Source organism: Flavobacterium sp. UBA7680, assembly GCF_002482975.1.
GTDB lineage: Bacteria > Bacteroidota > Bacteroidia > Flavobacteriales > Flavobacteriaceae > Flavobacterium.
The window spans coordinates 296,268-308,527 of record NZ_DLHA01000028.1 but is presented as its reverse complement, the minus strand read 5'-3'; the positions used below and the strand labels follow the sequence as shown (position 1 = coordinate 308,527).

General features: G+C 34.1%; 14 protein-coding genes. All 14 read right to left on the bottom strand.

The features are described 5' to 3' along the window. Nucleotides 1-24 precede the first annotated feature (24 nt). Nucleotides 25-786, bottom strand: coding sequence for a tryptophan synthase subunit alpha (gene trpA, locus B3C18_RS11925; RefSeq protein ID WP_291146934.1), 762 nt, complete (start codon nucleotides 784-786; stop codon nucleotides 25-27). A 109-nt stretch (nucleotides 787-895) separates the two neighbouring features. Then, nucleotides 896-1,633, bottom strand: a complete 738-nt coding sequence (locus tag B3C18_RS11920) for a carbon-nitrogen hydrolase family protein (RefSeq protein ID WP_291146932.1) — start codon at nucleotides 1,631-1,633, stop codon at nucleotides 896-898. Between the two features lie 8 nt (nucleotides 1,634-1,641). Next, nucleotides 1,642-1,959 (bottom strand): gamma-glutamylcyclotransferase family protein, encoded by a 318-nt coding sequence (locus B3C18_RS11915; RefSeq protein WP_053473894.1) that lies wholly within the window; start codon nucleotides 1,957-1,959, stop codon nucleotides 1,642-1,644. Nucleotides 1,960-2,085: 126 nt separating this feature from the next. Beyond that, nucleotides 2,086-3,267 (bottom strand): tryptophan synthase subunit beta, encoded by a 1,182-nt coding sequence (gene trpB / locus B3C18_RS11910; RefSeq protein WP_132989783.1) that lies wholly within the window; start codon nucleotides 3,265-3,267, stop codon nucleotides 2,086-2,088. 12 nt (nucleotides 3,268-3,279) lie between these two features. Beyond that, nucleotides 3,280-3,912: a phosphoribosylanthranilate isomerase gene (locus B3C18_RS11905; RefSeq protein ID WP_291146927.1), complete on the bottom strand. Its 633-nt coding sequence runs from the start codon at nucleotides 3,910-3,912 to the stop codon at nucleotides 3,280-3,282. A gap of 141 nt (nucleotides 3,913-4,053) precedes the next feature. Beyond that, on the bottom strand, nucleotides 4,054-4,839 hold the full coding sequence (gene trpC, locus B3C18_RS11900; protein WP_291146925.1) for an indole-3-glycerol phosphate synthase TrpC: 786 nt from the start codon (nucleotides 4,837-4,839) through the stop codon (nucleotides 4,054-4,056). Nucleotides 4,840-4,912: 73 nt separating this feature from the next. Further along, entirely contained in the window at nucleotides 4,913-5,905 is a 993-nt protein-coding gene (gene trpD, locus B3C18_RS11895; protein ID WP_291146923.1) for an anthranilate phosphoribosyltransferase, read from the bottom strand. Between the two features lie 107 nt (nucleotides 5,906-6,012). Next, nucleotides 6,013-6,579: an anthranilate synthase component II gene (locus B3C18_RS11890; protein ID WP_180858025.1), complete on the bottom strand. Its 567-nt coding sequence runs from the start codon at nucleotides 6,577-6,579 to the stop codon at nucleotides 6,013-6,015. Nucleotides 6,580-6,670: 91 nt separating this feature from the next. After that, the gene (locus B3C18_RS11885) at nucleotides 6,671-7,114 is read right to left on the bottom strand and encodes a hypothetical protein (RefSeq protein ID WP_291146920.1); all 444 of its coding nucleotides are present in this window, start codon (nucleotides 7,112-7,114) and stop codon (nucleotides 6,671-6,673) included. A 197-nt stretch (nucleotides 7,115-7,311) separates the two neighbouring features. Further along, nucleotides 7,312-8,712, bottom strand: coding sequence for an anthranilate synthase component I family protein (locus tag B3C18_RS11880; RefSeq protein ID WP_291146918.1), 1,401 nt, complete (start codon nucleotides 8,710-8,712; stop codon nucleotides 7,312-7,314). A 300-nt stretch (nucleotides 8,713-9,012) separates the two neighbouring features. After that, entirely contained in the window at nucleotides 9,013-10,290 is a 1,278-nt protein-coding gene (locus B3C18_RS11875) for a hypothetical protein (RefSeq protein WP_291146917.1), read from the bottom strand. Nucleotides 10,291-10,492: 202 nt separating this feature from the next. Continuing rightward, on the bottom strand, nucleotides 10,493-11,059 hold the full coding sequence (locus B3C18_RS11870) for a YceI family protein (RefSeq protein WP_291146915.1): 567 nt from the start codon (nucleotides 11,057-11,059) through the stop codon (nucleotides 10,493-10,495). A gap of 29 nt (nucleotides 11,060-11,088) precedes the next feature. Beyond that, the gene (locus tag B3C18_RS11865; protein ID WP_180858037.1) at nucleotides 11,089-11,721 is read right to left on the bottom strand and encodes an NAD(P)H-dependent oxidoreductase; all 633 of its coding nucleotides are present in this window, start codon (nucleotides 11,719-11,721) and stop codon (nucleotides 11,089-11,091) included. Between the two features lie 4 nt (nucleotides 11,722-11,725). Next, nucleotides 11,726-12,187 (bottom strand): MarR family winged helix-turn-helix transcriptional regulator, encoded by a 462-nt coding sequence (locus B3C18_RS11860; RefSeq protein WP_180858039.1) that lies wholly within the window; start codon nucleotides 12,185-12,187, stop codon nucleotides 11,726-11,728. Nucleotides 12,188-12,260: the final 73 nt, after the last annotated feature.

Here is a 12,260-nt window from a genome sequence, read left to right as displayed (position 1 = left end):
ATAAATAATTATACAGACTAGATTCTATCGAATCTCTCCAACAAATTTCTCAATTTTTCCACTTCCGCTTTCACTTAAATGTTTGATAAAAGCACTTCCAATAATAGCGCCTTTTGCATATTTAGTGGCCTGATTAAAAGTTTCTTTATTTGAAATTCCGAAACCTACAATTTGTGGATTCTTTAAATTCAAATTTGATATTCTTTCGAAATAGCTTTCCTGAACATTTCCGAAACCAGATTGAGATCCTGTAACACTTGCAGAACTTACCATATAAATAAACCCATTGGAAACGCTGTCGATAAAACGAATACGTTCGTCTGAAGTTTGAGGCGTAATAAGGAAAACATTAATTAATCCGTATTTTTCGAAAATCGCTTTGTATTCTTCCGCATAAACATCAACCGGAAGATCTGGAATAATTAATCCGTCGATTCCAATTTCAGCACATTTTTGACAAAAAGCTTCAACTCCGTATTGTAACATCGGATTAAAATATCCCATAATAATCAATGGAATTTTTACGCTTTCGCGGATGTTTTTCAGCTGGTCGAAAAGAATTTGAGTTGTCATTCCGTTATGAAGCGCCTGTGTAGAACTCGCCTGAATTGTTGGTCCGTCTGCCAAAGGATCACTAAATGGAAGTCCAATTTCGATTAAATCAACACCGTTTTTTTCTAAATCCTGAATAATCTGCACGGTATCATTTAAGTTAGGATATCCCGCAGAAAAATAGATCGAAAGGATCTTTTTATCTTCTTGTAATTTTTGAGTTATTCTGTTCATTTTTAATATCTTTTTTCTCCTGCAAGGTTTTCAAAACCTTGTAGGTGTTTATATTTTTAAGTAATTTATTTATACCTACAAGGTTTTAAAAACCTTGCAGGAGTCTTTGCTAGTCAATAATGATTTGAGTTGTCCAATTATCATTTTGATTTTCAACCAATAATAATCCGGAATCTGAATCATTCATTTGTCCAATTAATTCTCCTTTATTATTCCAAAATGCGCTTTGACCTGCCGAAGGAGAGCCCCAGGATTCTCCGCTAAAATTTGACATTAAAACATTCATTTGATGTTTCTCGGCATAACTTTGCAAGTCTCTATAAGCATTCGGAATTCCGTTTGGTGAAAAGAAAATACTGGCAATATAAATGTCAGTTTCTCTTTCACGGGCATTTTCCGGATGCAGCGGATTATCAATATCGGCACAAATAGCAAATGAAATCTTTTGATTTTCAATTGAAATAATCGGATTATTATCAAAAGAAGATTGAAAATAGTCATCTTCGCCTTCGTGTAAAAACTGCTTCGTATAAATGGAAACCGAATTATCCGGAGAAATTACAAATTCGCCAATAAACAAATTGGAGTCAATTTCAATAGGTGCTCCGGCAATAATTACAATATTATTTTCTACAGCTAATTTTTTCAAATGATCCAAACGCGAATCGTTTTTCTGGAAAGCTAATTTTTGTGCATGTTCTCTTTCATAGCCTGTAATAGACATTTCGGGAAATGCAATTAATTGCGCTTTATTTTTTACAGCCAATTCGATAAGACGATAATGATCTGATAAATTGACATCGATATCTCCTCGGGTTGGTTTTGTTTGAGCGGCTGCTAGAATCATGTCAATTATTAATTTTCTGTATAAATCCAAGCCTGTATTCCAGACTTTAATCTTACCTGAACTCTTTTATATGAGTTCGATTCAAATATATCTACTTTAGCCAGATCTGTATTTGAAATTGTATAAACAACCCCATATATAATATCTGAAAGATCATCGCTTGGAACCGCTACTACATAATCAGCCATTCCAAATTCTTCTTCTATTTGAAGGCTTTTTAGTTTGTATCCAAGAAGCTGGTCTGCAGTTCCCGTTAATACTTTATTGAAAACCTGCATTTGAATTTGTTTTGATCGTAATGTTCCGTAAGAGAATAACTTTTCCATATCTACTTTTTTCTCGTTATTTATTTGCGTTAGGGATGGGAGCGGCATCCTTTTTATTTTTTCTTTAAAAATAAAAAGATATAGCGGACAGCCCGACCGTAGGGAACGCCCAAATTACGATTTTTATTACAATTTAAAATAGTCAATATAATTATCTAAATCTTTATCGCCACGGCCAGAAAGACTAATAACGACAACATCTGTAGGTTTAAATTTCTTTTGGTCTAAAACTGCAAATGCGTGTGCACTTTCAATCGCCGGAATAATTCCTTCTAATTTTGTCAATTGCAAACCAGCATTCATTGCATCATCATCGGTAACAGAGAAAAATTCGCCGCGTCCGGTTTGTGCTAAATGCGCATGCAAAGGCCCAACTCCAGGATAATCTAATCCTGCAGAAATAGAATACGGCTCCGTAATTTGTCCGTCTGGCGTTTGCATTAAAAGCGTTTTACAACCGTGAATAACACCAACTTTTCCTAATTTACTTGTTGCAGCACTGTGACCGCTGTCGACACCTTTTCCGGCAGCTTCAACAGCAATAATTCCAACTTCTGGCTCGTGTAAAAAGTGATAATAAGTTCCTGCTGCGTTACTTCCGCCGCCAATACAAGCAACCACATAATCAGGATTTTCACGTCCTTCTTTTTCTTTTAACTGCCATTTTATTTCTTCTGAAATAATACTCTGAAAACGCGTCACCATATCTGGATAAGGATGAGGTCCAATCGCCGATCCGATAATATAATGTGTATCAACCGGATTATTAATCCAGTCGCGAATGGCTTCGTTTGTAGCATCTTTTAAAGTTCTTGAACCCGAAAGTGCCGGACGAACTTCTGCGCCTAACATTTTCATACGAGCCACATTTGGAGCCTGACGCGCAATGTCAATTTCGCCCATATAAACGATACATTCAATTCCCATTAAAGCGCAGACAGTTGCCGTTGCAACGCCGTGCTGACCCGCTCCGGTTTCGGCAATAATTCTTTTTTTACCCAAACGTTTTGCTAATAGAATCTGCCCGATTGTATTGTTGACTTTGTGCGCTCCGGTGTGATTTAAATCTTCTCTTTTTAGATAGACTTTGGTGTTGTATTTTTCAGATAATCGCTTTGCAAAATACAACGGACTTGGGCGTCCTACATAATCCTTTAGCAATTGGTTGAACTCAGCTTTAAAATCTGGTTCATCCATTATGCTTAGGTATTTTTGGCGTAGTTCTTCTACATTTGGATAAAGCATTTCCGGAATGTAAGCTCCTCCAAATTCTCCGTAATATCCTTTTTCGTTGACGTTAAAACTCATTTTGTTTAAAGTTTAAAAGTTGGCAACATCAAATTTTCGTTTGAAATTGCTAAATAAATTTCTGTTTTTCAGCCCTGGTTCGATTTCAAATTTACTATTTACATCGATAGCATATATGGGTAAATTGCTTTTTGAAATTTCTTCAATGGCTTTTAATTCGTTAATTCCGATTCCGCCGCTCAAAAAGAAGGGTTTATCTGAATTGTATTTTTTTAATATCGTCCAGTCAAATGTTGTTCCGTTGCCGCCTGGTAGTTTTCCTTTTGTATCAAACAGGAAATAATCGCAGACTGGCTCGAAAAGTTTTATCACTTCAAAATCGAAATTTTCATCGGCAGAAAATGCTTTAATGATTTCGATTTTTTTTGACAAATTATTTTTTAGTTCCGATACAAATTCAACTGTTTCATTTCCGTGTAACTGAACGGCTTGCAAATTGTATTTTGTTACTTTTTCCAGAATTTCTTCCTGTGTTTGATTTACAAAAACACCCACTTTTTTGATTGTTTTTATAAGTTCAGGAATGGTTCCGTTAAAATATCGCGCGGATTTTTCCCAGAAAATAAATCCCATATAATCGGGTAGGAGTGCGCCTACTTCGAGAATGTTTTCGGGATATTTCATGCCGCATATTTTGAGTTTCATTTTATATTTATTTTTGCCACGAAGGCGTTAAGACACTAAGTTTTTTTGTTTTTTTGCCACGAAGGCTCTAAGACACTAAGTTTATTTTTTTATAAACGAGCACAAATTAAATTTGCGCCTTTGTGACTTTGTGGCAAACCTTTACAGGCCAAGCTTGCTGATGAACTCTGTTGCGGCTTGTCCGGCGTTATCGGTTTTCATGAAATTTTCTCCAATTAAGAAACCTTTGTAACCGTAAGGTTTTAGTTCCTGAATGGCTTCTATTGATGAAATTCCGCTTTCGGAAACTTTTACAAAATCATCTGGAATTTGTGATGCTAATTGTTTGCTGAAATCTAAACTTACTTCGAATGTTTTTAGGTTTCTGTTGTTTACACCAATCATGTCTAAAGTCGGCATAATCGATTTTTCCAGTTCTTCTTGATTGTGAACTTCTAAAAGAACTTCTAAACCTAAATTCTTTGCAAATTCAGATAAAGATTTAATTTCTTCGCGAGTTAAAACTGCTGCGATTAAAAGAATCAAATCGGCTCCGTGTGCTTTTGCTTCTAAAATTTGGTATTCATCGACAATAAATTCTTTTCGCAAAAGCGGAATATTTACGCTTGCTCTTGCTAAAAGTAAATCGTCTAAAGATCCTCCAAAATATTTTCCATCCGTTAAAACCGAGATTCCGCAAGCTCCGGCATTTTCATAACCTTTTACCACTTCTTCAACTGTAAAATTGTGATTAATAACTGATTTTGAAGGAGAACGACGTTTGTGTTCTGCAATAATTCCAGTCGAACTTGCTTTTAATTTCTGGCTTAATGAAATCGTTTCTTTTCCAAAAAATACAGAAGCTTCCAATTGAGAAACCGGAATGATTGATTTCTTGAGAACGACTTCTCGTTGTTTATCAAATATTATTTTATCTAAAATGTTCATTGTTGTTGTTTTGCCACAAAGTCACAAAGACGCAAATTTATTAGTGCTAATTCGTGAAATTTGTGTTTGTTTTTTATTTACTTAATTCCTGTAATGTCTGCAATGCTTTTAATCCTTTTCCAGACAATAAACTTTCTTTTGCCAGTTCAAATCCTTCAAGCGGAGAACATTTTGTAACCGTTGCAATTGCCATTGCAGCATTGGCACAAACGACATTATTCTGTGCTTCGTTTCCTTTTCCAGAAATGATATTCGTAAATATCTCTGCCGATTCTTCGATGGTTTTTCCGCCTTCAATTTCGGTTTGGGATAAAAGTCTAACACCAAAATCTTCTGGTTTCAACATTCCTTCCATGTGTGATGTTATCGTTTTGGTTGGACCTGTTAAAGAGATTTCGTCATATCCGTCAAGCGAATGTAAAATGGTGAAATTGATATCGGTATTTTGATATAAATAAGCATACATTCTGGCTAATTCAAGATTGAAAACTCCAACCAATTGATTTTGTGGAAATGATGGATTTACCATTGGACCTAGCATATTAAAGAAGGTTTTTACCGCTAATTCTTTACGGATTGGCCCAACATTTTTCATAGCCGGGTGAAATAGGGGAGCGTGCAAAACACAAATTCCGGCTTTGTCGATACATTTTTCTAAAAACGAAGGATCATTACTGAATTTAATTCCCATTTTTTCCATTACGTTACTCGATCCAGAAATAGAAGAAACTCCGTAATTTCCGTGTTTGGCAACTTTAATTCCAGCTCCAGCTGAAATAAAAGAAGCTAAAGTCGAGATATTGAAAGTGTCTTTTCCGTCACCGCCTGTTCCGCATAAATCGATTGTATTGTACGCTGATAAATCAACGCGAACACATAATTCTAATAAAGCTTCACGAAATCCCGAAAGTTCATCGATCGTAATGCTTCGCATCATAAATACGGTCAAAAATGCCGAAATCTGACTCGGATTGTATTGACCTGTTGATATATTAATCAAAACGTCTTTTGCTTCTTCTTTAGAAAGCACTTCGTGATTGATTAATTTGTTTAATATAGTTTTCATTTTTTTTTTAAGATTCTAAGTTGCTAAGGTTCTGAGATGCTAAGGTTTTGTTTCAGGTTTCAAGTTTCACGTTCCAACAACCTGAAACGTGAAACTTGAAACAAAAATCAACTCTTAATCCAATTCTCTAAAATCCTTTTTCCTTTTGGAGTTAAAACACTTTCAGGGTGAAACTGAACGCCTCTTACATCAAATTTTTTGTGTCTTAATGACATAATCTGTCCGTTTTCGTCAATTGAAGTTGCTTCCAAAACTTCAGGTAAATTGCTGTCTACAACCCACGAATGATATCTTCCAACTTCGAATTCGTTTCCTAGACCTTCAAATAAAGTTTCGTCTGAAACGACTGTTTTTACATTTGTCGAAACGCCGTGATAAACTTTATCAAGGTTAGAAAGTGTTCCGCCAAAAACTTCCCCAATTGCTTGCTGTCCTAAACAAACGCCAAGAATGCTTTTTGTTGGTGCATATTTTTCGATAACAGCTTTTAATAAACCTGCTTCATCAGGAATTCCAGGGCCTGGAGAAAGTAATATTTTATCGAAAGAAGCGATTTCGTCTATTTCGAATTCGTCATTTCTGTAAACCGTTACTTCGCAGTTTAAATCTTCCAGATAGTGTACTAAATTATAAGTGAAACTATCGTAATTGTCTATAACTAATATTTTTTTCATTGTGTGTTTTTGTTTCAAGTTTCAGGTTTCAGTTTTCACGTTTCAACAACTTGAAACTTGAAACAAAGAAAACCTGAAACTAAATTTTCTTTTATTTTTCTCGAACGTACTTTTCAGTAATAATTCTATCGATTCCTAATTTTTCTACTTTTTCAACTCCTTTTTGAGTTAAAGTGTCGTTTTTGATTTTTACTACAAACTCAAATTTTCCATTTTCCCATTGACGGTTATTGAAATACTCCAAATTCTCTGTATAAACACTATCCTTTAAAGTGTATTTTCCGCCTCCGCCAAAGAATACTGCATTTGTTGAATCTTTGCCATTATTTAAATCATGATTGAAAAAAGCAAAATGTGTATCATTTATAATTTTAATCATTTTTGTTTTTGGATTGAAAGTCGAGAACGTTGAATCTTTTTCTGTCGTTTCTGCTGATATCAGACGCCAGGTTCCTTTAATTGGATTCTCTTTTTTTTCCGAATTACATGAAATTATGGTAATGATTAAAACTAAAATTGATAATGCTTTTTTCATGGTTTTTATGGTTTTATTCTTTGTTTGTTAATTGTTTTAGGTTTTACCAATCTTTGTCTCCAACGGTTGAAACCGTTGGCTATGTTTATATAGTATTCCTTTTATAGTTTGCTTTTCAAACATTGCCCGAGGTTTCAACCTCGGGAGACATCGCTGATCATTCTGTGTCATTGTGACTGAAAACTGCGACTGAAAATCTATATCTTCTCCGCCATTTCAAGCGCTGTATTCAATGCTCTTAATTTATTATACACTTCCTGCATCTCGCTTTCTTCGTCAGAACTTGCTACGATTCCGGCGCCGGCCTGACAATGCAATTGATGGTTTTTACTAAGGAAAGTTCGAATCATAATCGCATGGTTAAAGTTTCCGTTAAAATCCATGAAACCAATTGCGCCTCCGTAGAAATTACGATTTGTTTTTTCGTAATCTTCAATCAATTGCATGGCTCTGTGTTTTGGTGCGCCGCTTAAAGTTCCGGCTGGGAAAGTATCGGCAACAACCTGCATAGTGGTAGCTTTTTCATGTAAATGCCCTGTTACTTTAGAAACCAAGTGAATTACGTGCGAGAAAAACTGAACTTCTCTGTATTTCTCCACATTTACATCGTGACCATTTCTGCTTAAATCGTTTCTTGCCAAATCGACAAGCATTACATGTTCACTGTTTTCTTTTTTATCTTCAGAAAGTTCCTTGGCTAAAAGCGCATCACGTTCGTCATTTCCAGTTCTTTTGAAAGTTCCTGCGATGGGGTGAATTTCGGCTTTTCTGTTTTTTACGATAATTTGTGCTTCGGGCGAAGACCCAAATATTTTGAAATCTCCATAATCAAAAAAGAATAGGTAAGGAGATGGATTGATGCTTCTTAAGGCTCTGTAAACATTAAATTCGTCACCTTTAAAACCTTGTGTAAAACGACGAGATAAAACTAACTGAAAAACGTCTCCACGGAAACAGTGTTTTTTTGCTAAAGCTACATTGTGCTTGAATTCTTCGTCGGTTAAATTAGAGAAACCTTCGCCTTCTTTTGAAAATTTGTATGAAGCAATATTTCTAGACTGAAGTAATTGTTCAATTTCAGCAATGTTGTTTGTTCCATCAACGCTGTGGCAGAAAATGTATGCTTCATTTTTAAAGTGATTGATGGCGATGATGTTTTGATAAACGGCATAAAAAACATCTGGAATTGAAGTTGCATTGTCTTTTTTAGCAATTGAAACTTTTTCAAAATAACGAACTGCATCGTAAGAAATGTATCCGAATAATCCGTTATTGATGAATTTAAAATCGTTTTTCTCCGATTGAAATTGGCTTGAGAATTCCTGAATTACTTCCGGAATATTTGTTGAAGCATCAATTTTAGTCTGTTCCGAAGTTCCGTCAGGGAAAGTTTTTGAAATCGTTTCGTTTTCAATCTTAATCGTTGCAATCGGGTTGCAGCAAACGTAAGAGAAACTGTTGTCATTTCCGTGATAATCACTACTTTCTAATAATAAACTATTTGGAAATTTATCTCTTATTTTAAAATATATACTAACCGGCGTAATGGTGTCTGCCAAGATTTGTTTGTAATGTGTGTTGAGTATAAAAGGTTTCAAAGTATGTTGTTTTTTAGTTTTTAATATTTTTCTGCTAAAGTTTCGACCAAAAAAAAAAGGCTTGTCGTGATGACAAGCCCTTTTTGTTTATAGTTTTGAAAATACCATAGGAAGCTTAGTTCACGACGTTTGACGTAAATTGTTCCACCACCAAGTATTGTTTATTAATGTTTTCATTTCTTTATTTTGATGTGACAAAGATATAAATGTAATTTGAATTAGAATACATAAAATTTCAAAAAAAACTTTTCTAATTTTCGAAATTTGTTAAATTTTAAATTCTAAAACCTGCTTAAGGCCTTAATTTCCAATCGCAATCGTATTGTTTACATTTGCTCTAAAATCTGGATTTCCTTTAATATTTGGCATTGTAAACAACTCACTGTTTTTGTATTTTGAGTATTCTATTCCAGAATTTGGGTTGTAATAATTTTGAATTGTGACATCAGAACTAGATGATTCACTTGTAATTCCGCCATTGCAATTGTTTACAATTATGTTTTTGAAACTCATTTTTGATAAGTTATCATTTCCATCTCCAATATTGCTTTCTAATAAAACAAAAGGGGAAAAACCAGAAACAATACTGTTGGTTAAACTAAAAAAAGTGTTTTCTCTAATATGAACAGATTCTCTAACCAAACCTTGGTTATTTTCTTCAAGATTTACTAAAGTGATATTACTTGCAGTGATTTTTGTCATTTTTTTACTCATATCCGTATTTTGAATCTTGTCGTACGAATCGACTTCAAAACATCTTGAACCAGAGATATCTGATGAAAAAGGATGACGAATAGCAATACTGTTGCTGATGCTAATTTGCGCACCTTGCGTAAAATCGAAATCATCATCAGTTGTTCTGTATGAAATTAGGTTATTCATATTCAAATCTCCGCCATAACATTCAAAAGAATCGTCGTTTGAAAAACTGATCTGGATATTGCTTAATATTGTTTTCCTTCCAACTCCAGCCAATGAAAGTCCGTTAAGTTCTTTTTCAGAGCTCAATTTTCTACCGGCAAATTCTATTCGAACATATTTTAAAATTCCTGAATTATCTTCGGCATCCTGACCTCCATAATGATTTATTATTGGATCTAAAGTAAAAGGAAGTGTGTGAAGTCCGCCAAGAAAATTAATTGGCGCTTTTCCTAAAATGATAATTCCGCCCCAATCACCTGGACGTCTGTCTGCAATTTCTTTGTTTGAAGTAAAAATGATTGGATCTGTTTCTAAACCTTCGGCTACAATTTTTGCACCATTTGAAATAACAAGAGTTCCGCAGGTTTTATCATCGCCTCGTATTACAGTCCCGGGTTCGATAGTTAAAGTTGCATTGTTTGTCACGTAAACAATACCTACTAATTGATATGTATTTCGTTTTACTAATCTGGTATCTTTATCAATTGTTCCTGCAATTATGTTGGTCGCTTCGCTGTATTCCATTTTTGCCGGATTAAAATTGGTCCAATTGTTCATCCAGTTATTAGTACCGATTATTCCTTTTGTTTGTTGTTGAGCTTGAAGTAAAAAAGTGCTTAGAAGTGTAATTATTATAACACGTATTTTTGTTTTCATAACTATAATTTTAATTTCTAGTTTTGGATTTTTAATTTCCTCAAAATTAGAGCCCGAATGTTAATCAATACGGGGATAGTTATTATGAAAGCGTTATTTTATCGTTAAGAATGTTATCATTTTGAAAAGAAATAAAAAAGAAAAACCCCAATAGAATCAACTATTGGGGTTTTTCTTATATATGAATTAGGGAAGCCTAAAATTAGAATTTTAAAGCTACTGTTAATTCGAATTCGTCGCTGATAGTTTTGTCTCCTAAACCTTCGAAGAAACTTCCAGAACCGTATTTAATATCATATTTAGTTCTGTCAACTTTAAATGCAGTTGTAGCAGTGTTTCCACTTACAGTGATATCAAAAGTTACTGGTTTTGTGATCCCTTTAATAGTTAAATCAGCAGTTACAGTGTAAACGTCAGTTGATTTAGCACCAATAGTTTTGAAAACTAATTTTGAAGTTGGGAATTTATCAGTTCCAAAGAAATCTTCAGCTTTTAAGTGACCGTTTAATTTACCTTGGTATTCTCCAGTTAAATCTGTAGAAGTTAATGAAGTCATATCAACAGTAAAGCTTCCTCCAACTAATTTTTTTCCTTTGAAAACTACAGCTCCTTCTTTAAAGTTTACTGTTCCAGAGTGCTCTCCAGTTACTTTTTTACCTACCCATTTGATAGTAGACGCTTTTACGTCGATTTTTTTAGTTTGTGCGTTTACTGAGATACCAGCTGCTGCTACGAATAATGCAATTGCAATTGTCTTTAAATTTTTCATGTTGTAAAATTGAATTTGATTAATAATAATTATATAGTGATAAATAATTCCTCGTTAGATTTTCTAACTTTTTTAAAATGCTGAGTATCATCCTCAGTATGTCTGTAACCTACAGCAGCAATTACTGTAGCACTTAGGCCAAGTTTGTCAAAACCTAAGATTTTGTTGAATTCTGCTGCATTGAAACCTTCCATAGGAGTAGCATCAATTTTTAATTCAGAAGCTGCAGCTAATAAAGTTCCTAAAGCAATATAAGTTTGTTTTGCTGTCCAAGTATTTTTAGCATCATCAGATAAGTTTGCAACTGTACCTTTCATCATATCACCAAATCCAGCCAAAGCATCAGCAGGAATACCTCTTGTTTCGCTGATATTGTTGATATAGCTATCTACAGAATGTGCTCCAAGATTTACATCATTTGCAAATACAAAAATTTGCGAAGCATCTGTAAGTTGTGTTTGTCCGTAAGCAGCAGCTTTTAATTGTTCTCTAATTTCCGGATTTTCTACAATAACAACTCTGTAAGGTTGTAATCCGTATGAAGAAGCGCTTAATCTAACAGCTTCTTTTATAGTGTTTAAATCTGCTGAAGATACTTTTTTAGATGCATCATATTTTTTAGTTGCATATCTCCAGTTTAAATTATCTAATAATGTACTCATAATTTTAATTTTGTTGGGTTCGGTATTTTTCTAATAATGTGTTTAATAATTCTAATTCTTCTTGGCTTATATTCTCGGCAAACAAACGCTCGTGCTCATCTACCTTTGGGTCTAACTCTTTTAAAATATCTAATCCTTTCTGTGTAATCAAAACTTCAATTTTGCGTCGGTTTCCCGGACAGACATTTCTTGTTACTAAATCTTTCAGCAATAATTTATCTACTAATCGGGTTGTATTACTTGTCTTAGCCAGCATACGTTCCTGTATCACACACATATTAGCAGGTTTTCCTTTTTGTCCTCTTAATATACGCAATACATTATATTGCTCTCCGGATAAATCATACGGTTTCATCAACTCGCTGAAATGATCCTGAATCACATTTTGTGTGTACATGATATTTAGAATAACTTTTTTCGCATTATCCATCTTAACTGTACTTTTAATAACCTCTTCAATTGTCATAGTCGTAAGTGTATAATTTGTATATACAAATGTAGAAGTTTTAATAGTTGTATATACAAATGTCATGTTAATT